The organism is Pseudomonas sp. H11T01, assembly GCF_048515765.1.
In the GTDB taxonomy this organism is placed as follows: Bacteria; Pseudomonadota; Gammaproteobacteria; order Pseudomonadales; family Pseudomonadaceae; genus Aquipseudomonas.
Window position 1 is genome coordinate 39,382 of record NZ_JBLYED010000038.1, and the last position, 26,576, is coordinate 65,957.

At 63.9% G+C, this 26,576-nt stretch carries 23 protein-coding genes; 7 read left to right on the forward strand and 16 right to left on the reverse strand.

Annotation, left to right across the window (positions count from 1 at the left end):
* Window positions 1-5: 5 nt before the first annotated feature.
* From ACN1C3_RS30665 to ACN1C3_RS30700, 8 genes are all read right to left on the reverse strand, one after another.
* The gene (locus tag ACN1C3_RS30665) at window positions 6-1,148 is read right to left on the reverse strand and encodes an acyl-CoA dehydrogenase family protein (protein ID WP_419119470.1); all 1,143 of its coding nucleotides are present in this window, start codon (window positions 1,146-1,148) and stop codon (window positions 6-8) included.
* The gene (locus ACN1C3_RS30670; RefSeq protein ID WP_419119471.1) at window positions 1,145-2,365 is read right to left on the reverse strand and encodes an acyl-CoA dehydrogenase family protein; all 1,221 of its coding nucleotides are present in this window, start codon (window positions 2,363-2,365) and stop codon (window positions 1,145-1,147) included. Before ACN1C3_RS30670 ends, ACN1C3_RS30665 begins: the two co-directional genes overlap by 4 nt.
* A gap of 64 nt (window positions 2,366-2,429) precedes the next feature.
* On the reverse strand, window positions 2,430-3,599 hold the full coding sequence (locus ACN1C3_RS30675) for an acyl-CoA dehydrogenase family protein (RefSeq protein WP_419119472.1): 1,170 nt from the start codon (window positions 3,597-3,599) through the stop codon (window positions 2,430-2,432).
* A gap of 10 nt (window positions 3,600-3,609) precedes the next feature.
* Window positions 3,610-4,788: a lipid-transfer protein gene (locus ACN1C3_RS30680; protein ID WP_419119473.1), complete on the reverse strand. Its 1,179-nt coding sequence runs from the start codon at window positions 4,786-4,788 to the stop codon at window positions 3,610-3,612.
* Window positions 4,789-4,805: 17 nt separating this feature from the next.
* Complete coding sequence (locus ACN1C3_RS30685; RefSeq protein ID WP_419119474.1) at window positions 4,806-5,225, reverse strand: MaoC family dehydratase; 420 nt, start codon at window positions 5,223-5,225, stop codon at window positions 4,806-4,808.
* Window positions 5,197-6,330, reverse strand: a complete 1,134-nt coding sequence (locus ACN1C3_RS30690) for an acyl-CoA dehydrogenase family protein (protein WP_419119475.1) — start codon at window positions 6,328-6,330, stop codon at window positions 5,197-5,199. The genes ACN1C3_RS30685 and ACN1C3_RS30690 overlap by 29 nt, the downstream gene beginning before the upstream one ends.
* A 12-nt stretch (window positions 6,331-6,342) precedes the next feature.
* A complete protein-coding gene (locus tag ACN1C3_RS30695; protein ID WP_419119476.1) occupies window positions 6,343-7,311 on the reverse strand; it encodes a bifunctional MaoC family dehydratase N-terminal/OB-fold nucleic acid binding domain-containing protein in 969 nt (322 codons plus the stop codon).
* Window positions 7,312-7,367: 56 nt separating this feature from the next.
* Window positions 7,368-8,156 carry an SDR family oxidoreductase gene (locus tag ACN1C3_RS30700; protein WP_419119477.1) on the reverse strand — a complete coding sequence of 263 codons (789 nt, stop codon included), beginning with the start codon at window positions 8,154-8,156 and terminating at the stop codon, window positions 7,368-7,370.
* A gap of 141 nt (window positions 8,157-8,297) precedes the next feature.
* Between ACN1C3_RS30700 and ACN1C3_RS30705 the strand changes: the two genes are divergently transcribed.
* Window positions 8,298-9,083, forward strand: coding sequence for an enoyl-CoA hydratase (locus tag ACN1C3_RS30705; protein WP_419119478.1), 786 nt, complete (start codon window positions 8,298-8,300; stop codon window positions 9,081-9,083).
* A gap of 87 nt (window positions 9,084-9,170) precedes the next feature.
* On the opposite strand, the gene ACN1C3_RS30710 is transcribed toward ACN1C3_RS30705, so the two are convergent.
* From ACN1C3_RS30710 to ACN1C3_RS30735, 6 genes are all read right to left on the reverse strand, one after another.
* Entirely contained in the window at window positions 9,171-9,950 is a 780-nt protein-coding gene (locus ACN1C3_RS30710) for an SDR family oxidoreductase (protein ID WP_419119480.1), read from the reverse strand.
* Complete coding sequence (locus tag ACN1C3_RS30715; protein WP_419119481.1) at window positions 9,950-11,647, reverse strand: FAD-binding protein; 1,698 nt, start codon at window positions 11,645-11,647, stop codon at window positions 9,950-9,952. Before ACN1C3_RS30715 ends, ACN1C3_RS30710 begins: the two co-directional genes overlap by 1 nt.
* An 8-nt stretch (window positions 11,648-11,655) precedes the next feature.
* Window positions 11,656-13,365 (reverse strand): FAD-dependent oxidoreductase, encoded by a 1,710-nt coding sequence (locus ACN1C3_RS30720; protein ID WP_419119482.1) that lies wholly within the window; start codon window positions 13,363-13,365, stop codon window positions 11,656-11,658.
* 186 nt (window positions 13,366-13,551) lie between these two features.
* Window positions 13,552-15,123, reverse strand: a complete 1,572-nt coding sequence (locus tag ACN1C3_RS30725; protein ID WP_419119493.1) for an amidase — start codon at window positions 15,121-15,123, stop codon at window positions 13,552-13,554.
* 120 nt (window positions 15,124-15,243) lie between these two features.
* Window positions 15,244-16,896 (reverse strand): methyl-accepting chemotaxis protein, encoded by a 1,653-nt coding sequence (locus ACN1C3_RS30730; protein WP_419119483.1) that lies wholly within the window; start codon window positions 16,894-16,896, stop codon window positions 15,244-15,246.
* Between the two features lie 55 nt (window positions 16,897-16,951).
* A complete protein-coding gene (locus ACN1C3_RS30735) occupies window positions 16,952-18,388 on the reverse strand; it encodes a coniferyl aldehyde dehydrogenase (protein ID WP_419119484.1) in 1,437 nt (478 codons plus the stop codon).
* A 198-nt stretch (window positions 18,389-18,586) separates the two neighbouring features.
* Here ACN1C3_RS30735 and ACN1C3_RS30740 point away from each other — a divergent pair, with 198 nt between their 5' ends.
* Window positions 18,587-19,570, forward strand: coding sequence for a flavin reductase (locus ACN1C3_RS30740; RefSeq protein ID WP_419119485.1), 984 nt, complete (start codon window positions 18,587-18,589; stop codon window positions 19,568-19,570).
* A complete protein-coding gene (locus ACN1C3_RS30745) occupies window positions 19,567-20,904 on the forward strand; it encodes a spinster family MFS transporter (RefSeq protein ID WP_419119486.1) in 1,338 nt (445 codons plus the stop codon). Before ACN1C3_RS30740 ends, ACN1C3_RS30745 begins: the two co-directional genes overlap by 4 nt.
* A gap of 191 nt (window positions 20,905-21,095) precedes the next feature.
* On the opposite strand, the gene ACN1C3_RS30750 is transcribed toward ACN1C3_RS30745, so the two are convergent.
* On the reverse strand, window positions 21,096-21,794 hold the full coding sequence (locus ACN1C3_RS30750) for a CerR family C-terminal domain-containing protein (protein WP_419119487.1): 699 nt from the start codon (window positions 21,792-21,794) through the stop codon (window positions 21,096-21,098).
* Window positions 21,795-21,901: 107 nt separating this feature from the next.
* Between ACN1C3_RS30750 and ACN1C3_RS30755 the strand changes: the two genes are divergently transcribed.
* The 4 genes from ACN1C3_RS30755 to ACN1C3_RS30770 are packed head-to-tail and all read left to right on the forward strand — an operon-like array spanning window position 21,902 to window position 26,198.
* Window positions 21,902-22,981, forward strand: a complete 1,080-nt coding sequence (locus ACN1C3_RS30755) for an HlyD family secretion protein (RefSeq protein ID WP_419119488.1) — start codon at window positions 21,902-21,904, stop codon at window positions 22,979-22,981.
* A complete protein-coding gene (locus ACN1C3_RS30760; protein WP_419119489.1) occupies window positions 22,974-24,548 on the forward strand; it encodes an MDR family MFS transporter in 1,575 nt (524 codons plus the stop codon). The genes ACN1C3_RS30755 and ACN1C3_RS30760 overlap by 8 nt, the downstream gene beginning before the upstream one ends.
* A 4-nt stretch (window positions 24,549-24,552) precedes the next feature.
* Window positions 24,553-25,977 carry an efflux transporter outer membrane subunit gene (locus tag ACN1C3_RS30765; RefSeq protein WP_419119490.1) on the forward strand — a complete coding sequence of 475 codons (1,425 nt, stop codon included), beginning with the start codon at window positions 24,553-24,555 and terminating at the stop codon, window positions 25,975-25,977.
* Window positions 25,974-26,198: a hypothetical protein gene (locus tag ACN1C3_RS30770; RefSeq protein WP_419119491.1), complete on the forward strand. Its 225-nt coding sequence runs from the start codon at window positions 25,974-25,976 to the stop codon at window positions 26,196-26,198. Before ACN1C3_RS30765 ends, ACN1C3_RS30770 begins: the two co-directional genes overlap by 4 nt.
* A gap of 230 nt (window positions 26,199-26,428) precedes the next feature.
* Here the strand turns inward: ACN1C3_RS30770 and ACN1C3_RS30775 are convergent.
* Window positions 26,429-26,576 (reverse strand): GMC oxidoreductase (locus ACN1C3_RS30775; protein WP_419119494.1); only part of this gene is annotated, 148 nt, incomplete at its 5' end.

Genomic DNA, 26,576 nt, shown 5'->3' on the forward strand with positions numbered 1-26,576 from the left:
GAGGTTTACGCGTGGGCCGAATACCGTTCGCAATGGAAATCCCGGTCGCCCAGGCAGCTCTGTGCAACGCGAACACGCTTGAGGTACAGGCCGACATCCAGTTCGTCGGTGACACCAATGCCGCCGTGCATCTGCACCGCTTCGTTGGCCACCTTGATCGCCGTGTCGCCGGCCTTCCATTTCGCCAGGCTGACCAATCGAGCACGGACGCCGGCATCGTGGCTGGCGTCATCCAGGGTCGCCAACGCCGCCATCAGGGCGCTGCGGCTCAGCGCCAGGTCGATGTACATCTGTGCGGCGCGATGTTGCAGGACCTGGAAGGTGCCGATCGGCGTGTCGAACTGCACGCGGGTCTTGAGGTACTCCAAGGTGGTTTCGAACAATTGCTCGGCCATCCCCAACAGCTCAGCGGCCAGGCAGGTACGGCCACGGTCCAGCGCGATTTCCAGCGCGCTCCAACCCTCACCGAGTGTGCCCAGCAGCGCCTCGGCCCCCAGTTGCACGTGGTTCAGTTGCAGGCGTGCGCTGTTGCGCGAATCGATCAGCGACAAGGCGCTGACGGTCAGCCCCTGCGTATCGGCCGGCACCAGAAACAGGCTGATGCCTTGTGTGTCGCCCGACTGCCCGGACGTGCGCGCCGCCACCACATAGGCATCGGCGCCCAGCCCGTCGACGACCCAGAACTTGTCGCCGTGCAAGCGATAGCCCTGCCCCTCAGCCTTTGCTTCAAGGGCAATGCGGCTCGGATCGTGGCGCGAGCGTTCGTCCACGGCCAGGGCCAGGCGCTGTTCGCCCCCGATCACCGCTTGCAACCAGTGGGTCTGTTGCGCCGAGTTGCCCGCCAGGTGCAACAGCGAGCCGCCGAGTACCACGCTGGATAACAGCGGCGAGGCCGACAGGTTGCGGCCCATGGATTCAAAGATCGGTCCCAGACCCTTGCAGCCGAAATCCAGGCCGCCGAAGTCTTCGGGAAACGGAATTGCGCTCCAGCCCAGCTCGACCGCGTCCTGCCACAGCTGCGCATCGAAGCCCAGGTCCACCGCGTCATCGCGCAGTCGACGCTGGGCGCTGACCGGGCTGCGAGCGGCGAGAAAGTCCCGCGCGCTGTCGGCCAGCAAACGATGTTCATCGCTATAACGCAGGCTCATGGCTGTACTCCTGTTTTCACGACAGTCTTCTTCACTTCAGGCAAACCAAGCACGCGCTTGGCGATGACATTGAGCTGGATCTCCGAGGCTCCACCTGAGATGGTCAGCGCGTAGCTGCTGAGCCAGGCGCGGGTGATCGCCAGTTGCTGCTCGCTGAACGCCGTGCTCTCCCAGCCGAAGGCATGCCCGGCCATGGCATCGAGCAGTACTTCAAACTTGTCGCGCTCCTGTTCGGTGTGCACCAGTTTCATGATCGACATCAGGCCGCCGATGTCATCGCCGGCCCGCGCCTCTTCGCCCATGCGCTGCACGGTCAGGTTGTAGGTGTGCTCGTTCATCGCGCAGGCCGTGGCCCGCGCGTGCAATGCGTGTTCGCTCTGGCTCTGTGGCGCCGGTACGTACTCACGCATCAGGGCGAGCAGGTCGACGTGCGATGGCAGGCTGAACTCGCCGAATTTCGACATCGCCTTGCGTTCGTGCTGCAACAGGTACTTGGCCAGGTTCCAGCCGCCGTTCAACGGCCCGATCAACTGGCTCTTGGGCACCTTCACTGCATCGAAGAACACCTGGCAGAACGCTGATTTTCCGCTGATCAAATCGATCGGCTGTGGCTTGACGCCAGGGCTGCGCATGTCCAGCACGATCAGGCTGATGCCCTCGTGCTTCGGTGCGCTGAAGTCGGTGCGCACCAGGGCATACATCCAGTCGGATTTGTCGCCGTAGGAGGTCCATATCTTGCTGCCGTCCACCACAAAGTGATCGCCGGCATCACGCGCGGCCATCTTCAGGCTGGCCAGGTCGGAACCGGCGTTTGGCTCGGAGAAGCCCTGGCACCAGCGCACTTCGCCCCGCGCGATCGGCGGCAGCAGATCGCGTTTTTGCTCATCGCTGCCGAACGCCAGCAACACCGGCCCGAGCATCCAGATGCCCAGGTTGATTTGCGGCGGCCGGCATTTGATCCGGCGCATTTCGCTTTCCAGCACCGCCAGTTGTTCGTCGCTCAGGCCCGCGCCGCCATACTCTTGCGGCCACTCTGGGCAGAACCAGCGCTTGTCGCGCATGCGTTCGAACCACAGGCGCGCGTCTTCGCAGGGAAATTGCGGGTTCTGGCTGCCCCACACCACATCGCCTTCAGCCATGCCGGTACGCATCGACAGCGGACAGTTGGCCTCCAGCCAGGCACGGGTGTCCTGCCGAAATTGCTCGATAGTGCTCATGAAAGCCCCCTTCGACCCGCCCCGGATTCGGGGCGAGTACGTTTTTTGTTTTGATGGACGAGCGTCAGCGTTGAGTGCGCGGCATGCCGAGGCCAAACTGGGCGATCAGCTCGCGCTGGATTTCATTGGTGCCGCCGCCAAAGGTCAGGGTCACCGAACTGCGCAACTCGTATTCCAGATCGCCTTGCAACAGGGCGGCCGCCGAGCCGCTGCGCATCGAGCCATTGGCCCCGACGATCGCCGCCAGCTTGCGCAGGATCTCGATGGCCGACTCCGAGCCAAACACCTTGGTGGTCGAACTCAGCGCGACGCTCATGCGTTCGTGCTCCAGGTCGGCGGCGATGCGCATGTTGATCAAGCGCATCGCTTCCAGACGCGCATAACACTCGGCCAACGAGCTGCGCACCCAGGCTTTGTCCATCGCCCGACGGCCCTGCTCGTCGCGGGCCCGCGCCCACAGGTAAACCCGGCGAAACAGCGCCACCACCTTGTCCGACCAGGTGCCAAGGCCGAGGCGCTCGTGGTTCAGTTGCGAGGTGATCAGCTTCCAGCCGCCGTGCAACTCACCCACCAGCATCTCGTTGGGCACCCGCACGTTGTCGTAGTAGGTGGCCGTGGTCGGGATGCTGGTGGTGGGAATCAGGGTGTGGGAGAAGCCCGGCGTCGTGGTGTCGACGATCAGCAGCGAAATGCCTTTGTGCCGCGCCTGGGTCGGGTCGGTACGGGCCGCCAGCCAGACGAAGTCGGCCGATTCGGCACCCGAGGTCCACAGCTTGTTGCCATTGACCACAAAGCCTTCGGCGTCCTGGCGGGCACTGGTTTTCAGCACTGCCAGATCGCTGCCGGCGTCGGGTTCCGAGTAGCCGATGGCGAACATGATTTCGCCCGCGGCGATCCCTGGCAGAAAACGCTCTTTCTGCAGCTCGCTGCCGTGGGCCATCAAGGCCGGGCCGACGGTGCTGATGGTCACGAACGGCAGCGGCGCCCCGGCGATGTTGGCTTCTTCGAAGAAGATCAACTGTTCAGTGGCGGCATAACCCTGGCCGCCATGGGCCTTGGGCCAGCCGACCGCGAGCCAGCCGTCGCGACCCATCTGGCGGATGGTCTGGCGAAACAGCTCGCCGCCTTCCTTGCCGCGCAACTGTTCGCGCATGTCCGGGGTCATCAGGGCCTGGAAATAGTCCCGCACCTTATGGCGCAGGGCATGTTGTTCGGGAGTGAGGTCGACGAACATATGCTGCTCCTTAGGCTGCGCCGAGAATCAGGCCGCTGGTGGGTACACCGGTGCCGGCAGTGACCAGCACGTTCTGCACATCCGCCACCTGGTTGACCGCCGTACCACGCACCTGACGCACCGCTTCGGCGATGCCGTTCATGCCGTGGATATAGGCTTCGCCCAGTTGCCCGCCGTGGGTGTTGATCGGCAGTTTGCCGCCACGGGCGTGGTGCCCGGCGCGGATGAATTCCTTGGCTTCGCCGCGTTTGACGAAACCGAACTCTTCAAGCTGCGGTAACACGAACGGGGTGAAGTGGTCGTAGATCACGGCGGTCTGGAAAGACTCCGGGCCCAGCCCTGACTGGCGATACAGCTCACGGGCGACCACGCCCATTTCCGGCAGCCCGGTAATGTCGTCGCGGTAGAACGAGGTCATGCTCTGCTGGCCGTGGCTGATGCCTTGGGAGCCGGCCTTGATGGTCACTGGTTTCTGGCGCAGGTCACGGGCGCGTTCGGCCGAGGTGATGACCATCGCCACCGCGCCATCGGATTCCTGGCAGCAATCGAGCAAGTGCAACGGTTCGCAGATCCAGCGCGAGGCCTGGTGTTCTTCCAGGGTGATCGGCTTGCCATGAAAAAACGCCTGGGGGTTCGTCGCGGCAAAATCCCGCGCCGCCACCGCGACCCGGCCGAAGTCCTCGGAGGTGGCGCCATAGGTGTGCATGTAGCGCTGGGCGAACATCCCGACCCAGGCTGCCGGCGTATGGAAGCCGTGGGGCATGTACCAGCCGTAGTTGACGTTGTCGAAGGTCGGCGTCGAGGCGAAGCCGTAGCTGCCGGTGCCGAAGCGATACCAGGAGCGTTCGTTCATGGCGCGGTACACCACCACCACTTTCGCCATCCCGGTCGCCACTGCCATGGCCGCGTGCATCACCGGTCCGCAGGCCGCGCCGCCACCGTGGGGCACTTGCGAGAAAAACTTCACGTCCTTGCAACCGAGCAAACGGGCAATTTCGTATTCCGGGACCTTGTCCACGGAATAGGAACTGAAACCCTCGACCTCGCTCGGGTCGATGCCGGCGTCCTTGAGCGCGCTCAAGGTGGCCTCCATCGCCAGGCGCAATTCGGTGCGTCCGGAGTTCTTGGAAAATTCGGTTGCGCCGAGACCAACGATCGCGGCACGCCCGGAAATCGATGAATCAGTCATCTGTGTCTCTCCGGCTGTCAGGGCAGGACCACTGCGACCGTCCCGGTCACGTGGTTGCCCATGGAATTTTTGCCGCTGAGGGTGATTTCCACCGTGCGGGTGTCGGCGTCGTGGCCGGTGACGCTGCCGCTGAATGTCATGCAATCACCGGGATAGTTCGGCGCCCCAAGCTTGATTTTCAGCGAGGTGAACTGCGCCAGCGGCCCGGCCCACTGCTCGATGAACCGCTGCACCAACCCGTTGGTGGTGAGGATGTTCATGAACACATGCGGCGAACCCAAGGCACGGGCCGCGTCCGCGTCGTGGTGGCCGGGGAAGTAGTCACGGGTGGCAATCGCCCCGCCGTTGATCAGGGTCACCGTGACCGGCACCGCCAGTTCCGGCAACACTTCGCCGGGGCGCACGTCTTCAAAGCGCTTGGTGTTCTTCGAGGTCATATTTCCATCCCAGCTTGTCGTTATCGTTGAGCCAGTCGCCCAGGCGTTCCAGGCTTGCCGCCGAACCACCGAGGGCAAGGCAGAGGCCCCGGCTCCAATAGAGAAAACGGTGGATCGGGTACGTCAGGTCGACGCCGATCCCGCCATGCACGTGTTGTGCGACATGGCCGATGCGGTGCCCCGCTTCACAGGCCAACCACGCGGTGGCCAAAGCTTCGGAGGGCGCCAGCAAGCCGGCATCGATGCGGTAGGCCAGTTGCCACAGCGCCGTGCGCAAGGCTTCGACGGCGATATGGGTGTCGGCCATGCTCATCTGCACCGCCTGGAAGCTGCCGATGCTGCGCTCGAACTGCCGGCGCTCGCTGACATAGGCCACGGTGCGGCGGATCTGCTCTTCGCTGACCCCCAGTTGCAGGGCCGCCAACGCTGCCACGCTGCGCAGTTCCAGCCAGGCAACGGCCTCGGCCGGCAATAGCGCCCCGGCGTTCACGGTCAAGCCCTGGATGTGCAGGTCGGCCACCGCTTCGCCGTGGGTCAACACCGCCGACACTCGTTGTATTTCTGGCGCTGACAGGTCCAACAGCAGCAAGCGCGGTTGGCCCTTGGCCTCCACCAGCACCAGCGCGGCCCGGGCTTGATCGCCCATGGAAAGGGCCGCGACCCGGCCGTTGATCGACCAGCCTTCGGCGCAGGGGCGTGCTTGCAACTCGATGCCCAGCGCACTGCTCAAGGCATCGACGGACAAGCTCAACAGCACTTCGCCGGTCGCCGCCATGGCGACCAACGCCGCATTGCCGCTGGCGTCGAAACGGGCCAGGGTCGCGGCCGCCAGTTGATGGCGCCACAACGGCACTTGGGCAAGGGCCTTGCCCTGGGCCTGCAACACCAGCATCAGCTCGGTCATGCCCAGACCGCTGCCGCCGTGCTCTTCGGGAATGGCCAGGGCCTGCAGCCCGGTCTCGATGCACAGCTTCCACAGCGGCGCCATCATCGGCTCGCCGCTGGTATCCCACTGGCGCATGTAGTCGTCATGGCAATGGTCGACAAACAGGCTGTCGGCCATTTGCGCAATGGCGCGCTGGTCTTCACTTAATTCGAAATCCATGGTGACTGGCTCCTACGCGTCTACCGGCCGGAACAAAGGCAGGGTCAGCTCGTCATCGAAGGTCTGGAACTCGACCTGCAAATGCTGGCCGATCTGTAGTTGCTCGCGTTCGAGACCGACCAGGCCGGCGATCAGGCGCACGCCCTCCTCCAGCTCGATCAGGCCGATGGGGTTGGGGTAATCGAACGGCGGCACTTCGGGGTAATGCATCACCACGAACGAATACAGCTTGGCGCGACCACTGGCTTCTAAAGTGTCCCAGTCGAAGCTGTGGCACTCGATGCACACCGGGGCCGGTGGATGGCGCAGGGTTTGGCACGCGGTGCAGCGCTGGATCAGCAACTGGCCCTTCTCGCAGCCTTCCCAGAAAAACCGGGTGTCATCGCTCATGCCTGGCAGCGGGCGCTTGGGTTTGGCCGGTGCAGCATCAACGTTGGCGGGCGCCCGGACATTGGCCGGACGGAACTTGAACACGCGGAACAACAACTCGCCCACCGGCTCGTCGCCGCTGGCTTTCTCTGCGAAGTGGCTCATCACCAGGGTGACGAAAAAACCGGTGCCCAGGGCTGTGGTTTTCTCGTCGCTGACCGAATCGAGGCGTGTGGTGTAGTAGAGCTTTTCGCCCACTCGCACCGGCCGGGTGAAGGTCAGTTCGGAGTTGACCGCCACCGTGGACAGGTAGCCGTGCGCCTCCATGACCTTGAGCACCTCATAGGGGTTCTCCTCAGTGGAGCCAGGCGGATAGTTGTTGGCGTGCAAACCTTCCATGGTCCATACCTGCAACATGCCCGGCGGGGCGATCAGCCCTTCATGCGCGGTGCCCAAGGCAAAACCGGGGTCGGTGTAAATCGGGTTGTCCACGCCCATGATCTCGCACCACTGGCGGATCATCGGTGCGTTGACCTCGTCCCAGGCATACACGCGGCCGTATTGGCGCCCCACCAGGGCGCGCGCATCGGATAGCAATTGTGGATCAGCCAAAGTCGTCTCCTTAAAATTGAAGGCAGCAGCCGAGCCCGGCCACCGCCACGGGTCGATCAGGTGGGCAGAACCTGCGCGGCCGCCCCGAGAAAGGCCGGACGTTCGCCACCGCCATGCAACAGCAGGTTGCAACCGCTGGCGTAACTGGCCAGTGGTGAGGCGATGTACAGGCAGGCGTTGGCGATATCTTCGGACACAGCCATGCGTGCGGCCGGAATGCCGGCAGCGACGGCGGCAATACCGGCCTCGGAGCCGTAGTGCAGATGCGCCTGCTCGGTCAACACCAGACCGGGGCTGACCGCGACCACTCGCACCTTGGGCCCCCACTCCACCGCCAGCGACTGCACCAGCGCCAACACCCCGGCCTTGGCCGCGCCGTAAGCGGCGGTGCCTGGCGAGGAACGCAGCGCACTGATGCTGCCGATAAACACGATGCAACCGCCCTGCGCTTGTGCCTGCATCAGCCGGTTGGCGTGCTGGGCGACGTTGAGCGGCGCGATCAGATTCAAACCGATGATGCTTTCATGAAACCTGGGCGAGGCCGTGGCTGCGTCGGCGGCAGGGCTGCCACCGGCGTTGTTGATCACCACATCGAGGCGCCCGAAGTCGCGCTCGATGCTGGCGAACAGTCGTTGCAGGGAATCGTGGTCACGCACATCGGCGGCAATGAAGGTCGCGCTCTTGCCACCCTGCGTCGGCACCTGTTCAGGCTCGCGTCGAGCACAGACGATCACCCGTGCGTTCGCGGCCAGGAACCCCAGCGCGATACCGGCGCCGATGCCCTTGGTGCCACCGGTGACCAGCACCACCTTGCCGCTGTAATCAAGACCCGCATGCAGCTCCATCATGTGCTCCTTTTCTACTGACAAGGGTCACTCTAGGGACGAACTCAGGGCCAAACTACGTCTGAACGGACGATGAAAATTTAACCTTGCGAACTGGACACTGGCGGTCATTCATACGTTGTCTGGTCTTTGAGGCTGTCCATGTCCGACTCATCCGCTGCGCCGGTTCTACTCGAACGCCCACTGCCGGGCGTGGCCCTGTTGCGGCTCAACCGCCCCCAGGCGACCAATGCCTTGAGCCTGGAATTGCAGGCGCTGCTGTCGCGTCATTTCAGTGAGTTGGGGGCTGATCCCGAGGTGCGTTGCATCGTGCTGACGGGCGGTGACAAGGTGTTCGCGGCCGGTGGCGACATCAACAGCATGGCCGGGGTCGGCGCCATCGATATCTACAAGCGTCACACCGAGCGGGTTTGGGGACCGATCCAGCACTGCCCCAAACCGGTGATTGCGGCGATCTGCGGTTATGCCTATGGCGGCGGCTGTGAACTGGCGATGCATGCCGACCTGATTGTCGCCGGGCGCAGCGCCCGCTTCTGCCAACCAGAAATCCGCATCGGCATCATGCCGGGCATCGGCGGTACCCAGCGGCTGGTGCGCGCGGTGGGCAAGGTCAAGGCGATGCGCATGGCGCTCACCGGCCAACCGATCAGCGCCGAGGAAGCCTGGGTCGCCGGACTGATCAGTGACCTGGTCGACGATGACCAGGTGCAGGCCCACGCCCTGGAACTGGCGCGTGTCATCGCGGCGATGCCGGCCCTGGCCGCCGAGCAGATCAAGGAAGTGATTCTGGCGGGCATGGACGCGCCACTGGAAGCCGGCCTGGCGCTGGAGCGCAAGGCCAATGCGTTGTTGTTCGCCTCACGGGATCAGAAGGAAGGCATGCAGGCGTTTATCGACAAGCGTCCGGCTCAGTTTGAGGGGCATTGAGAACACTATCTCCCAAAACAATGGAGATCCCGTGGGAGCGGGCATTGCCCGGCTCCTACGGGGGTATGTCGACCGATATGGGTTGAATCAGATACTCATGACCATTTGCCCGCTGTCGATGCGCAGTTCGACGCCATTGATCGCACGCGATTCGTCGCTGGCGAGAAACAGCACACTCGCCGCGACATCTTCGGGCAGGCACATGCGGTTCATCGGATCGCTGTCGATGGTCATCTGCGCCGGATCGAGCCCCTTGGGGAAACCGCCGCTGGTCATGTCCGTGAGGACGCCGTCCGGATGCAGGGTGTTGCAGCGAATCCGGTATTTGCGACGCCGGCAGAACACCGCCACCGAACGCGACAGCGCGGCCACTGCGCCCTTGGAAGCGCTGTAGGCCAGGTAATCGTCACGCCCGGCGAGGGCCGCTACCGACGACAGATTGATGATCGAGCCACCGCTGTCCTTCATCAGCGCGATGCCTTCGCGACAGCCGAGAAACACGCTGTCGGCGTTTACCCGCATGACCTTGTGCCAGTCTTCCAGACTCGCGTCCTCGATGCTTCCGTGCAGCAGGATACCGGCGTTGTTCAGCAGAATATCCAGGCGTCCATGGTGCTCGCGCAGGTGGGCCATGACCTGTCGCCAATCGCTCTCACTGCTGGCGTCATGCCGGATAAAGGTCGCGGCCGGACCGATTTCAGCGACCAGCGCCTCGCCTGCCGCGACATCCACGTCGCTGATCAGCACCTGGGCGCCTTCCGCTGCCAGTAAACGGGCGCTGGCCCGGCCGATGCCCTTGGCCCCGCCAGTCACCAGTGCGACCTTGCCTTGAACCCGGCCGGCTTTGTTGTTGTGGTTGATCGTCATTATGTCGTCTCTTGTGCGAGGGTCGGATGCAGCTGTTGATCCATAAACCGGGCGGCGGCCGCTCCAGCGCGACGTCCGGAGAACACGCAGTCAGCCAGGGATAAACCACTGATGTAGAGGTGCGAAGGAATGCCCAGCGCGGTGCGCCCTGCGGCGTACAGGCCGGATATCGCCTGCCCCTGCCCGTCCAGCACCGCGCCGTTGCGCTCGTCCACACGCAACCCGCCCAAGGTCAAGGCACCCAGTGGAAAGACCGGATTGGTCACGGAAATGTCGCAGGCATAAAACGGCCCTTGGTCGAGCACATGGCGTGCGCCCGGCGATTTGCCAAAAGGCTCGGGCGCCTCGCCACGCGCCGCAGCATTGGCGGCCAGCACCGATTCGCGCAATGCCGTCGGGTTCATCCCGGTGGTCGTGGCCAGCTGGCTCAGGCGCTTGCCCTTGCGCACCTTGAACAACATCAGGGCCAGTGCGGGAAAGCTTTGAAACCACCAATAGCCACCAAACAATGCTTCACGGATGGCCTTCTTGCGCAACGGTGCATCCAGCACCAGCCAGGCTTTACCACCCTGTTCCTCCATCAATGGCTGGCCCAGGGTTGCGCCGTAGACTTCTTCGTTGCAGAAACGCCGGCCTTCGCGATTGACCACGATGCCCTTGTGCCAACTGTACGGCGGGTTGATGAAACGCCAGGCCGATACCCGCTCCAGGCCGGCGCCCTGGCCACCGACGCTGGTTCCCAGACGCAGGCCGCTGCCGTCACAGCCTGTGGCAGCGACTTTGAAGTTGCGCTGGAATTTCGGTGCATGCTGTTTGATCAGCTCGCTATTGAACATGAAACCGCCCGTACTGAGGATGACCCCGTTCCTGGCGTGGACCAGCCGTGGCCGGGCGAAATCCCGTTCGAGCTGGCCGATCCGCTGACGCAGCGTCTTGCAGTAACCTGCGGCGAAATTCTGCAAACGCTCGGCGCGAGCAGCCAGGCGCGCATGCAACTTCGCTTGCGGGCTCCCGGGCGGCATGCACCACATCTCGGCCCCCACCACTCGTCCCTGCGAATCAACCACCAGGCGTTTGGCCGCCGCTTGCAGCAATGGCCGAGCCCCGGCGCGCAAGCACGCGGCCTTGAGGTGGGCATACAACACCGCGCCGCACTGGCCTTTGCCCACGGTGCGATGGCCCCGTGGCGCCGGTGGCAGCGGTCCGCCATGCTGCGGCACCAGCTCGTTGCCGGAGTAATAGAGGAAGTAACCGTCAGGCGGGTACGAGGTCTTGCCGCCCGGTGGCATCTGGTGGCCGTACCGCGCACCGTGGCTTTCCAGCCAATCGAGGTTGCTCACGCTGTCGACGCAGAAGCGCCGCAGGGTTTCGTCGCTGACCACGTTTTGGGTTTCATGCTTGAGGTAGTCACACATCGCTTCGGGCGTGTCGTTGAAACCCGCCGCCTGCTGATGGCGGGTGCCGCCACCGGCGTACACCACCCCGCCACTCTTGGCACTGGCGCCGCCGCCGGTAAAGCGGTCGGCAATCAACACATCGGCACCCTGGGCACGGGCCTCCAGTGCCGCGCATGCCCCTGCCGCGCCCCAGCCGATAATCAACACATCGCAGTGCTCGTCCCACAGCAACGCGCTGCTGTCGGCGACGTGCAAGGGTGTCTGGATCGGCGTGCAGAAACTGTCATCGAACGTCGCCATACACCCTCCTATCGCTGGCTGGCCAGGTGGTTGGCGGCGACATAAGCGAAGGTCATCGCAGGTCCCAGCGTGCCCCCCGCGCCCGGATAGCTGGTGCCCATCACCGACGCCGAGCAGTTGCCGATCGCGTACAGGCCAGCGATGGGGCCGCCGTCTTCACGGACCACTTGCGCATGTTCGTTGGTCAGCAGGCCGCCCTTGGTGCCGATGTCTCCGGCATCCAGGCGCATGGCGTAATACGGACCCTTGCGCAAGGGCGCCAGGCACGGGTTGGGCTTGATGTTGCTGTCGCCGTAGTAACGGTCGAACACGTTGCCGCCGCGCGCGAAGTCCAGGTCTTCACCCGTGCGCGCATAGTCATTGACCTTGGTCACGGTGGCTTCGAGACCGGCGGTATCGACGCCGATCTGGCTGGCCAGCCCGGCCAGAGTGTCGGCCTTCCAGTACAGGCTGTTCAACCACTCCTTGCGCAGGCGGCTGTCAGGCATGATCTGCGCCGGCATCAACGGCCCCATCGCATAGTTGAAGCGGAAATGCCCATCGAAAATCACCCAGGCCGGCACCGATTTTCCGCCGGTGAGCCCGTTGTCGCGGTACATGGCATCGACGAATTCCAGGTACGGCGCGGCCTCGTTGACGAAGCGCTGACCCAGGCTGTTGACCACGATGGCGCCAGGGAACGCGCGCTCGGCAAAGATCCCCCGAGGCTTTTCCTCGCCCGGTACGGCGATGGTCGGCGCCCACCAGGCCCAATCCATCAATGCAGTGGCCGCGCCCTGAGCCAGCCCGGCTTCCAGCGCAGCACCGGTGTTGTTCCCCGGAGGGGTCGCACTCCAGGCCATGCGGGTCGGTTGCGGCAGGTATTTTTCACGCAGTGCCTGGTTCTGTTCAAAACCACCGGACGCCAGGATCACCCCGTGGCGCGCGTGCAATTGCAGGTCGGCGCCGTCACGTCGCACGGTCACTCCGCTGACCCGCCCGCCCTCGGTGAGCAGGCCAGAAAAATCGGTGTTGAGCCACAGCGGTACGTTGCGATCCATCAGCGAGCGTCGGAGTGACGCCACCAGCGAGCTGCCCAGGGACGCTCGGCGGTCGATCTTGCTTTTGCGGCGCCATTTGAAATCGAGTTTGTAACGCAGCATCAGGCCCATGATCAGCAGGCGCCAGCCAAAACCACGCGCCATGACCTTGTGCGCATCGCGGGCGGTCCAGGCGATGCATCCCATGAGCAAGGTCGACGGCGAAGGTTTGCGCAGGTTGTCCAGTTCGTCGCCCAACAGGCTGGTATCGAAGAACTCCGGATCCAGGGTCCTGCCGCCGGCCAGCGCGCCCGGCAGGTGCGGGTAATAGTCGGGGTATTTGGCGGCCACCGCGTAGCGCACCCGACTGGTCCGGGCTAGCTCTTCGATCATCTTGGGCGCGTTGTCCAGATAAGTGCGCAGTCGGGTTTCATCGACATGTTCGCCCGCTGCGGCTTGCAGATAACGCAAGGCTGTTTCGTAACTGTCGTTGCCGTTCAGGTGGGCGAAATAGTGGTTGTTGGGGATCCAGATACCGCCGCCGGAGATCGCCGAGGTGCCGCCGTACTTGTCGCTTTTTTCCACGACCAGCACGCTGAAACCCTGGTCGGCGAGGAACACCGCCGAAGTCATTGCACCTGCACCCGAACCAACGACAATCACATCGTAGTGGGTCTGAGACTGAACTTGAGCCGTCATTGTTGTTATGCCATTAGCTGAGGTCAGAAATAACCGCCGATGACGCTGCGGGAACGCTGGCGGAGTGCAGCCCATGATCGGGGCTGCACTGGCCGGGCTCATCGTCAAAGCGGACTAGTAACCCGACCCAATGCCGGTTGCTCATAAAAGCTGGAACAACCGGTCGAAAGGGCCAGGCAAGCGCTGTTAGAGGACGGCGCGCCTGGCGGCCCAGGGACGATCCTGCTCCAGTTGACTGGCCAGGCGCAGCAGCCCGTCTTCGCCACCCAGGCGGGCGGTGAACATCATGCCCACCGGCAGACCGCTATCGCTCTGGCCCAGCGGCAACGAGATGGCCGGTTGGCCGCTGACGTTGGCCAACACGGTGAAACCGGCGCTGCCCATTGCGTGATGGGCATAGCTGTCCCAGGGTTGGTCCAGCGTCAGCAGGCCCAGTTGCGGTGTCAGGTTGGCGGTGACCGGCGACAGGATCACGTCGAAGCGTTCGAATGACTGCTCCATGGTTGCGCCAATACTTTCGAATGACTGACGGGCGCGATACAGGTCTTCACCCGTGGTGGCCTGGGCGCGTTCCAGGTTGACCAGGGTGATTTTCTCCAGGTCCTGCGCCGTGGCGGCCCGTCCCAACACCTGCTCGCGGTCGTGAATCGCGGTGCGCAATGCGGTGCCGATCACCGTGCCGTGCGCACCGAACAGCTGGCGTGGATCGATGTTCAACGTCAGCTCTTCGACTTCATGCCCCAGCCCCAGCAATTGCTTGATGGTCTGTTCCAGGGTGGCGGCAATCGCCGGTTCCAGTGCCGCGCCGGTCAACGATTGGCGAACCACGGCCACGCGCAACTTGCCCGGCTCGCGCTGCAACTCCTCGACATAAGGCCGAGCCAATGGCGGACACCAGTAAGCGCTACCCGGTTCATGGCCCTGGCCGGCATCGAGAAACAGCGCGGTATCGCGCACCGTGCGCGAGACTACGTTGGCGACACTGGCGCCAAACCAGCCTTCGAAATGCGCCGGCCCGCTCGGTGTGCGATAACGGCTGGGCTTGAGCCCCACCAGACCGCAATACGAGGCGGGAATGCGGATCGAGCCGCCACCGTCAGTGGCATGGGCCACGGGTACGATCCCGGCGGCCACGGCCGCTGCCGCACCACCAGAGGAACCACCCGAGCTCATGGCCAGGTTCCACGGGTTGCACGTCTGCCCCCAAAGCATGGATTCGGTGGTGGTGGTCAAGCCAAACTCGGGACAGGTCGTCTTGCCGAAGGGCACGGCCCCGGCCCGCTCGTAGCGGCTGATCAGGGTGCTGGTCCGGGGCGCTGCCGGGGCGTCCTTGAACAGCCGGCAACCATTGCTGGTCGAGGTGCCTTGCAAGTAAGTATTGAGGTCTTTGATCAACACCGGCACGCCAGCCAGTGCCCCTTGGGTTTCAGTGCCGGCGGAGCGGCGCTGGGACAATAGCGCGCGGGCGTAGGCCTCGTGCAGCATGCTCACCGCCTTGACCCGGGGATTGACCGCTTGGCAGCGAGCCAGCGCCGCCGCCAGCAGGTCTTCGGATTGCAACTCGCCGCTGCGGATTGCCTGGCTCATGGTCCAGGCGTCCAGCCCTTGGTAGTCACTGGCCGACAGACCCGCCGCACGGGCATCGGCAAAACGCCCCAGGAGTCCGACACCGGCGGCCAGGGCGCCGGCCTTGAGCACACTACGCCGGGACCAGTCGGTCTCCGGTACGTTGGACAAGGTGGTTGTCGAGGCAGTCATCGGTGGGTGTTCGTTGGTTTTCATGGTGATCGTCGCGCCCTGTCAGTTATTGTCATGAGGGTGATTGAACGGTTTTATGAATCAGCGATTGCCCCGCCAGCCTTGATCCCGGCCGGGCATTCAAACCACATTGAAGCGGGCCGACAACTGATCCAGCGCCCGCGCCAGTTGCTCCAGATCAGACGCTGCGACGGCACTGCGACCGGCGCTGGCCGACAGCGCGCCGGTGCCCGCCGAGACACTCTCGACCCGCGCGACCATTTCTCGCGTCACCCGCACTTGCTCGGTGATCACCGTGGCAATGGTGTCCACGCTACGGATCACATCATCGGTGCCACTGCGAATCTGCGCCACCGAGTCACCAGCCTCATGCGCCAGGCTGACCCCGTCGCGCACGCGGCTGACCACCCGCCCCATGCCGTCGACCACGGCCAGGGGGCCTTCTTGAATGCGTTGCACGGTGAGATCGATCTCACCAATCGAGCTGGCGGTGCGCTGAGCCAACAACCGCACCTCGTCGGCGACCACGGCAAACCCCCGGCCCTGTTCGCCTGCCCGCGCGGCCTCGATGGCAGCGTTCAGGGCCAGCAGATTGGTTTGCTCGGCAATGCTGCGAATGACATTGAGCACCTGGCTGATCTCGCCAGAGTAGCCTTCCAGCTGGCGAATATGCACGGCGGTGTCGCTGATCACGTCGCTGATGCGGTTCATCTCCTGGGCCATGTCGCGGATAAACCCCTCGCTCTTGCCCGAACGCCCCGCCGAGTGCTGAGTGATACTGCGCGACACCCCGACATGGTTTTCCACTTCGCTGATCGACCCCGACAGATGCTCGACCGCACTGGAAATACCGCGCACCGCGTCTGCTTGCTGCTGGGTGGCCAACGAGGCCAGTTCCGCCGATTCGGCCATGTGCGCAGCCTCGAAACTGACTCGCTGTACCAGCGCGCGCATTTGCGAGATCAGCCCGTGCAGGCTATCGTGCATCGCCGCGATGTCGCCGAGCATCTGCGCAAACTCGTCATGGCCCGTGACCACGATGGGTTGCGACAAGTCGCCGCTGGCGATGGCGCGCACACTGGCGCCGGCCTGGGCAAAGGCGCGCTTGAGCCGGGTCAAGGTGGAAAACGCAGTAAGGCTGCCCGCGAGCACGCCCAGCACGGCCAGCACCAGGTAAGCCAGCACCGTCGAGCGATAGCGTTGTTGCGCCGCCTCATACGCTCGCTCGGCCTCAGCCTGCTGGAACGCTTGCAACTTGCCCAGCTCAAGCACGGCAGCATTGCCTTGCGGCTCGGCCATGCGCAGAAATGAAAGAATGCCTGGCAGCCGAAAATCCCCGGCACGAAAAGTTTCGAGAAGGATGTCCAACTCGTCGTGCCATGCCTGGTAATGGCTGGCGAAGGCGTCGGCCGCCTGTTGCTCTTCGCTGGTCAGGGCGCGTTGACGATACTGCGCCCAGAGCTCGCCAAGGGCCCGATTGTTAGTCTCGATAGCGCTCAGGGTTGCTTCGACGGGGCGGTCGAACGCCGCCACCAACGGACCTTCGGGGTCCTGCTGGATGGCGAGCAAGACCTGGCGCCGACTTTCATCGAGACGGTGCTGGACCTCGCCAAACATCAGCAGCGTCGCCAGATTGTCCTCGTTTATGACCCGCAAGCTGTCGCGCGCCTGCTGCAGGCCATACGCGCCAAAACCGACCGCCAGTACAAACAACAAAGTCGCCAGCAGCGCCCATAGCCACAAGCGCTGAGCGATAGTGATTGTCTTGAACATAAACAATGGCTTATCTCGTGCAGCGGGCGGGGCGCGGGATGCGCCCCGCTCTCGGTCAGTCAGCAGTCACGCTGGCCAGCATGGCCGCCAGGTAGTGCTCGCCATACGGCGGCAAGAGCCCCCATTCGCGGCGCGGGTCATGCTCCGGCGCCTTGAACACCGTGCGCTGGTGGCTGAACTCGAGAAACCCTTCGTGACCATGGTAATGGCCCATGCCGGAAGCGCCGACGCCGCCGAACGGCGCATCGTGCATCGCCGGGTGCATCATCACGTCGTTGACGGTCACCCCGCCAGACAACGTGCGCTCCAGGACGTATCGCTGCTCTTGCGGGTCTTCGCCGAAGTAATACAGGGCCAGTGGGCGTGGCCGCGCATTAATGTCGTCAATGACGTGGTCGAGGTCTTCGTAGGTGAGCACGACCATGGCAGGGCCGAAGATTTCTTCGCGCATGATCACACTGTCCGGCGCCGGGTCGACCACCACGCGCAGGGGCCGGCGCCGATCCTGGGCGTTCACGGCCAGGGGTTCGGGCAAGCACTCGATACGTGCGCCGCGGGCCTGGGCATCCAGTATGTAACCTTCGACGCGGTCCAGGTGCCGCTGGTTGACCACCGCCACCACATCCGGGTTGCCGGCCACCGTTGGGTTGAGTTCGCTGTAGGACACGCGCAGTGCTTCAAGGAAGGGTTCGAGCAGCGCCTTGGGCACATACACCAGATCCGGATTGACGCAGATCTGCCCGCCATTGCAGGCCTTCCCCACGGCGATACTGAAAGCGGTTTTGTTCAGGTCGGCGCTGCCGGTGACGATGACCGGCGACTTACCCCCCAGTTCCAGCGTCACCGGCACCAGGTTCTGTGCGGCGTTGCGCATGACCAACCGCCCCGTCGCGGTACTGCCGGTGTACACCAAGTGGTCAAACGGCTGAGCGCTGAAGGCTTCGGCCAGTTCCACTTCGCCGGTGACGACAGCAATCTCCAGCGGGTCGAGGTGTTCAGCGCACAGCTGCGCCACCAACTCGGCCGTCCGTGGCACCACGTCCGACGGCTTGAGGATGGCCCGGTTGCCCGCCGCCAGCACCGAGGCCAAGGGGCTGAACAGGGTAAACAACGGCGCATTCCAGGTACCGAGAATGCCCACCGTGCCCTTGGGTTGGTGCATCACCCACGCCTTGGCGCCGAGCTGATCGTAAGGCGCGAAAGGCGCACGCGGTTCATCCTGCATCCAGTCATGCAGATGGTCGCGCGCATATTTGAGCGAAGCCAGGGCGCCCAACACGTCATTCATCAGGGAAAAACCGGCCGGCCGGCCGCCGAAATCCAGGTCAATCGCCTCGGTCAACGCACCATGGTGGCGGACCAACAGATCGATGACTTGCTGGAGTCGACGTCGGCGGGTGTCGGCGCTCACCGCACCGGCGCTGGCGAATGCGCTTTTTTGCCGGGATAACAGGCTGGCAAGCCCTTGGACGGATGATGTGACTGAACTCATTCGTGTCCCCTTGCTGGTACTGGCCCCATGGCCGGGAAGCGCCCGATGCGCTTGCCGCCACCCTAGCCTTGCCCCCCTCACGACGCCTCGTCCGATCGGACGAGGATCGAGCAAATCTGTTAGTCCGTTGAGACGATGTTTAACAACGTGTGGCGACCAATACTGGCCCTACGAAAATCCCACTCCATGAGGCCAGTCATGGCAATACAAAACGTCAGTTTCGATCCCCAGGCTTTTCGTGCCGCGCTCGGCACCTTTACCACCGGGGTCACAATCATCACCACCCAGACCGAAGACGGCTCACCCGTGGGGATCACGGCCAACAGTTTCAACTCGGTATCGCTCAATCCGCCACTGGTGCTCTGGAGCCTGTCCAAGCAGGCCCGGAGCTTGCCGGTCTTCACCAGCGGCAAGCACTGGAACGTCCACGTGCTGTCCACCGAACAGGAAACCCTGTCGGGACGTTTCGCCACCCAGGGCGAGGACAAGTTTTCTGAAATCCCGTTGGACAATGGCGTCAGCGAGGCGCCGCTGCTGCAAGACTGCACGGCGCGTTTTCAATGCCGCACCGCGTTCCAGTATGAAGGCGGCGACCACGTGATTTTTGTCGGTGAAGTGCTCGCGTTCGATCACAGCGACCGCGCGCCGCTGGCGTTCCAGAGCGGCCAGTATGCCCTGGCGACCCGCAAGCCGCGCAGTGAACTGCGTCTGGCCACCACGCCGCCGCCCCCTGAATGCAGTTATACCGAGGACTTGCTCGGTTACCTGTTGGGGCGTGGCCATTACCAGGTGCTCAATGCGCTGCGCCAGATGCTGAGTAATCAGCAACTGGACGAATTAGCGTTTTTTATCCTGTCGATATTGTGCATACGCGACAACTTGAGCCTTGAGGAAATCAATACCTTCGTGGCCTACACCGGCCGCGAAGTCACCTTGGCGAGCATGCGTTTTCTCGAACACCAGCGCCTGGTGGCGATCGAGGGCACAGCCGATTCGCTGCGGTTTGTCCTCACGGCCCAGGGCAGGGAGATTTCACTGCATCAACTGGCGCTGGCCAAGGCCGTGGAAGAGGATTTCGCGGCCAAGCTCGGCGCCGCCGATGCACAAGCATTGAAGGTCTTGCTCAAGCGCCTGATTGTCGTGAGTGACCCCGGCTTGCCGGATCTCTGGGCACCGCGATGACCATGGGCCCGGGCCCGCTGCCGCCGGCCAGGGTCGGCTGGGTCAGCCACGGTTTGCTGTTGCTGCTGGCCATGGTATTTGCCGACAACTTTGTCGGACGACAAATACTCGCGGTCATGATCGAACCGATCAAAGCCGAGTTCGGGGTCAGCGATACCGCCATGGGGTTGATCTCCGGCCTGGCGTTCGCGGCGGTGTATGCGCTCATGGGGTTGCCGGCGGGACGGCTGGTGGACCGCATGCCGCGTACACGACTGCTGGCCATGTCGTGCCTGCTCTGGGCCGTGGCGACAATGGCCTGCGGGCTGGCCGGAAGTTTCCTGGCGCTGGCCATTGCGCGGATGCTGGTGGCGGTCAGTGAATCGCCGACGACTTCGGCTTCGCTGTCAATGATCGCTGACCTCTATCCCCCGCAACGGCGTTCATTCGCTATCAGTTGCTTTACAGCCGCACCGACCTTTTCCTCGATCATCGGTTTGGGCATCGGAGCCTGGGTAGTGGAGCACTATGGCTGGCGCAGTGGGTTTATTGCCCTTGGCGTGCCTGCGCTGGTGTTTAGCGCCCTCCTGGCCTTTATCGTGCGCGACCCGCAACGGGGCCGTTGGGACCTCATACCTCACGCTCACTCGCCATCTCCACTGCTGGGCATGGGTGCCGAAGCACGCCAGCTTTGGGCGTCGCCGGCCTACCGTTGCCTGATCCTCGCCGGCGGCCTGACCACGCTCAGCTCCTATGCCGTCGGCATGTGGAACACCAGTTTCCTGGTGCGCTCCCATGGCTTGTCACTGCAACACGCCGGGTTGCTGGCCGGGGTTATCTGCGGCACCTCGGCGGGAATCGGTGGCCTGTTCAGCGGTTGGTTAAGTGACCGCCTGAGCCGCCGCCACCCGCACTGGCAAACTTCCATTCCAGTGCTGGGCCATCTGATGGCCCTCTGTGCACTGATTCCCTATCTGCTCTGGTCCAACGCCGTGCTGATCCGCGTCGGTGGAGTACCGATTCCCAGCGCAATGCTCTGGTGCGCGCTCTATTCGTTCTTTACCGTGTGGTGGGTCGCGCCGTCCTACAACCTGGTCACCCAACTGGTGCCGCCGGGTCGACGCGGCAGTGCCATGGCCTTGCAAACCATCGTCAGTACACTGCTCGGGGTCGGCGTCGGCCCGCTGATCACCGGCTTGTTCAGCGACCTGTTGCTGCCGCTATTTGGTCAGGAGTCACTGCGTTATGCGCTGCTGCTGGTGAACCTGCCGGTGATCGGCGCGGTGCTGTTGCTGATGCGCACGGCGAACCATGCGTCGAAAACGGCCTATCGTCACGCGGCGTACGCCTCGTGACACCATGAGCTAAACCACAACCTCAAGCCACTCCGCCACGCTCAACCGCACAGTTATTCCACGCCTGGGTCACCGGCATCACCTCCAGACTGTTGATGTTGATCGGCGCCATGGCCCTGCTGTTCGACCTGGGCATGCACTGGCTGGAAAGGTGCCTGGTACCGTGGAAAGGCAAGGCCTGAGGTGCCCAATCAGTCCGCACGCAACGCCTTGAGCTGGTTGAACGTCTGCTCGCGGACGATGCTCATCAGGCGGTCGAAGCGTTCCCGGTCGAGGGTCTTCCAGCCCAGCGCGTCCAGGGTGCTGCTGCGGGTTTGATGGAATGGCAGCGCCTGGCCATGCAGGGTGATGGCGCGGATCGCGCACTCATCGTCAACCACCGTGCGCCCCAGCAGCCGGGCGATGATCGCGGTGTTGACCGCCATGATCGGCTTGCCGATGCGTTCGCTGACCCGCTCCATGCCGGAGGTGGGCCCCAGCCCCGCCTGCTCGCGAGCATACAGCTGACGCCATGGGCGGGCCTCGGTGGACATCAGCATGTACTCAGCGGTGCGCAACTGGATGGCCCAGAAGGCGTCGATCAGTGCCGGCGCATCCGGCTCGCCATCCAGCACCGCTTGGGCGCCCTCCACCGTCTCGGCCAGGTTCGCCCAGATATACGCCACCATGTGCTCGGTGCACGCCAGGTACACCCCTTCCTTGTTTTTGAAATAGTAATTGAGCGCCGGTGCGTTGACCCCGGCACGCTCGGCAATGTCGCGGGTAGACGCGCCTTCGAAGCCCTTTTCGCCGAACAGGCTCAGGGCTGCCTCGATGATGCGGGCGCTGGTTTCATCGCCGCACGAGTAACCACCGTCACTGGTGGGACGGCGCCGGGGGGGGCTGGACATGGACGACTCCTGAGCAAGACAGAACGGCAGTGTGCCTTAAAATATATCAGTTGACATAATTTTAACGACCGTAATAATTATATCAACTGATAAAAATTGAGACTGACATGACCGCGATACTGGCTGTTGACGAAACAGCGCTGGCCACCCCACCCCAGCGCACCCGTAAACGCCAGTTGATATGGCTCGTCGGCATCGCCGGGCTACTCGGCCTGGCCCTGTGGGGCGGGCGCTGGTGGACCACCGGACGCTTCATTGAGAGTACCAATGACGCTTACCTGCAGGCCGACAGTCTGACCGCGGTGCCCCGGGTGGGCGGTTCGGTGGCCGAGGTCTACGTTACCGATAACCAGAGTGTCAGCGTCGGCCAGCCGCTGGTGCGCATCGACAGCCGCAGCTTCCAGGCCGCCCAGGACCAGGCGGCGGCCAGCCTGGCCGCACGCAAGGCCGACATTGCCCGTGGCGAGGCCGAACTTGCGCAGCAGCGCGCCGACATCGTCCAGGCTCAGGCGCAACTGCAAGGTGAAATCGCCAACCAGGCCTACGCCGCTGCGCAAATAAAACGTTACGAACCGCTAACCCGCACCGGCGCCGAAACCGAGGAGCGCATGGCGCAGCTGCGCAATACCTGGCAGCAGGCGAGCACCCGCCGCAATGCCCGTGCCGCCCAGGTGCAGGTAGCCGAACACCGCTTGGCGACGTTGCAAGCGACCATTGAACAGGCCCGCGCGCAGTTCGAAGGCGCGGATGCCAAGCAGCGAAAGTCGCAACTGGACCTGCAGGACACCATCGTGCGCAGCAGCCTGGCCGGGCGTGTCGCCGACCGCAGCGTGCGCGTGGGCCAATACGTGCAGCCCGGTACGCGGCTGATGACCGTGGTGCCGCTCGACCAGCTGTACATCACCGCCAACTTCAAGGAAACGCAGATCGGCGCCATGCACCCCGGCCAAGCGGTCTCGGTGATGGTGGATGCCCTGCCCGGCGTGGTGCTTAACGGCCGCGTCGACAGCCTGGCGCCGGGCACTGGTTCGCAGTTCGCCCTATTGCCGGCGCAGAACGCCACCGGCAACTTCACCAAGATCGTTCAGCGGGTGCCCGTGCGCATTCAGCTGCAGGCCGACCCGCAGTGGCGCGACAACCTGCTGCCGGGGTTGTCGGTGACCGTCGAAGTCGACACTCGTGGCTAACGCGTCGGCGGCACCCGCCGCCAATGTCAACGCCAGCGCCGGCGACTGGATTGCCGTGGCCGCCGGCGCCCTCGGCGCCCTGATGGCGACCCTGGACATCTCCATCACCAACGCCGCGCTGCCGCAGATCCAGGGGCAGATCGGCGCCACCGGCACCGAGGGCACCTGGATCTCGACGGCCTACCTGATGTCGGAGATCGTCATGATCCCCCTCGCCGCCTGGTTGACCCGGGTGTTCGGACTGCGCAACTTTTTGATCGGCAACGCCGTGTTGTTCACTCTGTTCTCGGTGTTGTGCGGGCTGTCGCAAAGCCTGCCACAGATGATCATCGGCCGTTTGGGCCAAGGGTTCACGGGAGGTGCGATGATCCCCACCGCACAAGTGCTGGTGGCCACCCGCCTGCCGCCCCACCAGATGCCCATCGGCATGACGATGTTCGGCCTGATCGTGCTGCTCGGCCCGTTGCTCGGGCCGGTGTTGGGCGGTTGGTTGACCGAGAACCTGGATTGGCGCTGGTGCTTTTTCGTCAACCTGGGGCCGTGCGCGGTGTTGCTGATGCTGCTCAACCTCGGCTTGCCCAAGGTCCGGGCGCATTGGCCGGCGTTTTTCAAGGCTGACTGGCTGGGCATCGTCGGTCTGACCCTGGGCCTCAGCGCGCTGACCGTGGTGCTGGAAGAAGGCCACCGCGAACGCTGGTTCGAGTCGACGCTAATCATCGAGCTGAGCCTGTTGGCCGTGGCGGGCGCGATCATGCTGCTGTTTGCACAGAAGCTCGCCAGGGAGCCGATCGTGCGCCTGCGGCTGCTGTTGAACCCGGCCTTTGCCAGTGTGATCGTGATCGTCTTTGTGATCGGCGCCGGGCTGTACGGGGTGGCTTATCTGCTGCCGCAGTTCCTTGCCCTGGTGCCTGGCTACAACGCCCAACAGTCCGGTGCGGTGATGCTGATGTCGGGCTTGCCGGCCTTCTTGATGATGCCGTTCCTGCCGCGCCTGGTGGGCCGGGTCGACCCCCGTCTGATGGTAGCCACCGGCCTGGCCTGCCTGACGATCAGCTGCGTGTTCGCCAGCAGCCTGACCGCCGCCAGCGTCGGCCATGATTTCACCCGCTCGCAGCTGCTGCTGGGCCTTGGCCAGATAATGGCGATGATGCCACTCAATCAAGCGTCGATGGGCTCGGTGCCGCGCGAACAGGTGGGCGATGCCGCCGGCCTGTACAACATGGCCCGCAACCTCGGCGGCTCGGTAGGCCTGGCGTTGATGGGCACTTTCATTGAACAGCGCAACGCGTTGCACGATGACCGCCTGCGCGAAGCCGTGACAGCCAATTCCCAAGTGGGCCAGACCTATCTTACCGACATCGCCCAGGGCTTCTTCGCCCAGCACGGCGACGGTGCTTACGCCGGCCAGCAGGCCCTGGCTCAATTCGCCAACCAGATCGCCCAGCAGGCGCTGGTCTTGACCTACTCGGAAACCTTCCATGTGCTCAGCCTGTTGCTGCTGCTGTGCATTCCTTTGGCGCTCCTTCTGAAAAAGCCGACCCCGGGCACCCCGACGGCAGGGCACTGACACCATGAAATCCATCAACGCCGCCACCCCTCTCATCCTCGGCTGCCTACTCCTGGCCGGCTGCACCCTGGGCCCCGATTATCATGGCCCCGACAGCGTCGCCCCGGCGGCACTCAAACAAGGCTTCGCCCGCGCCCCCGCCGACCTGTCAAGCGCGGCACCCCAGGCAAGCGCATGGTGGCGGAGCTTGAACGACAAGCAGCTTGATGCATTGGTCGACACCGCCCTGCGCGACAGCCCGACCTTGCAGGTCACCCTCGCCAAGCTTCGCCAGGCCCGCGCCGGTGCAGCCTTGCAACGCGGCCAGGGCCTTCCCAAAGTGGGCGCGAGCGCCGCTTACCTGCATGCCGGCTCTGCCAACGACAGCCCCGACACCAACCTGGCCCTGGGTGCCTTCGATGCCAGTTGGGAACTCGACCTGTTCGGCGCCAATCGCCGCGCCGTCGAAGCCGCCGAGGCCCAGGCGCAAGCGGCGCAACACGACCTGGCCGATGCCCAAGTACAACTGAGCGCCGAAGTGGCGCTCAATTACCTCGGCCTGCGCGACCAGCAACAGCGCGCCGCCCTCGCCCGCCAGTCCCAGGCACTGGAGCAACAGACCCTGGTACTCACCGAGCAGCGGCGTGCCGGCGGCACCGCCTCGCAACTGGACCTGGAGCGCATCCAGACCCAGGTGCAGACGACCCGCGCGGCGATCATCGCGCTGGATGGCGCGGTGCTCGAATCCTTCGATCAACTGGCGCTGCTGTGCGGCCAGGCGCCGGCGGCCCTGGACGCGCAGCTGAGCACACCGCGGCCACTGCCCGACCTGCCGGCGAACCTGGCCATCGGCGACCCGGCGCAGCTGCTGCGCCAGCGCCCTGACATCCGCGCCGCCGAACGCGAACTGGCGGGCTACACCGCCAACATCGGCCAGCAGCGCGCGGCGGCCTTCCCCAAGGTCAGCCTGTTCGGCAGCTTGAGCATGGCGGCCACCGACGGCGGCGCGTTGCTGCGCAAGGACAACCTCGCCTGGCTGGGCGTGCCCTATTTGCAATGGGACCTACTGGATTTTGGCCGCAACGCTGCCCGCGTCAGTCAGGCCGAGGCCCGCCGCGATGAAGCCCAGGCCCATTACGCCGCCGTGGTGCTGACCGCCCTGCGCGACGCCAACGTGGCCCTCTCGCGGTTTGGCATCGATCGGCAGAACATCGTGGCCCAGGCCCAGGTCGAAGCCTCGGCCAGCCGCGCCGCGACGTTGACCCGGCAACGCTACCGCGCCGGCACCAGCACCGCGCTGGGCTGGCTGGACGCCGAACGCACTCGCTACAGCGCCCAACAGGACCTGATCCAGCGCCAGGCGCAATTGCTCAAGGACTACGTAGCGTTGCACAAGAGTCTTGGGTTGGGGTGGCAGGCATCGCCTTCGCTGTTGACCCAAACCCCTTGACCCTGGGCCGCCAGCAAAGCTTTTACCTGCTGGCCCGGCTGCTGGTGCGCGACGGCGCGCGCATCGGCTTCGAGGACCCGGGTTTCATGGACCCACGCAACGTGTTTGCCTACAACGGCGCTCAGGTGGTGCCTTTGCCCGTCGACAAACAGGGCGCGGTGCCGACGGCTGACTGCCAGCGTTGCGATTACCTGTATTGCCTTCGATGGAAGCCTATATAAAAATAATTAGAGCGGGAAACGAGACTCGCATCTGGCGTCCTACCCATTGAAATACAAGGAGTTTCTTCTATTCCTGAAGCAGGAATGGATTTAATTCTGGAGTTGTTTTTTGGGGGTATCAAGAGCAAGAAAGGGAGGTATTCCAAAATAATTTACCCGCTCAAGTCCGCTACCACGCATGAGTAACGGACTTGGTGGAGATCTATTTTCGATAAAGTCAGGCAACGAAATCAGGCGTCCTGCAAAATCATATCGGCGCCCTTCTCCGCCACCATCAGTACCGCCGCGTGGGTATTACCGCTGGTGACGTTCGGAAAAATCGACGCATCGACGATGCGCAAACCGTCGAGACCGTGGACCTTCAGCCGCTTGTCCACC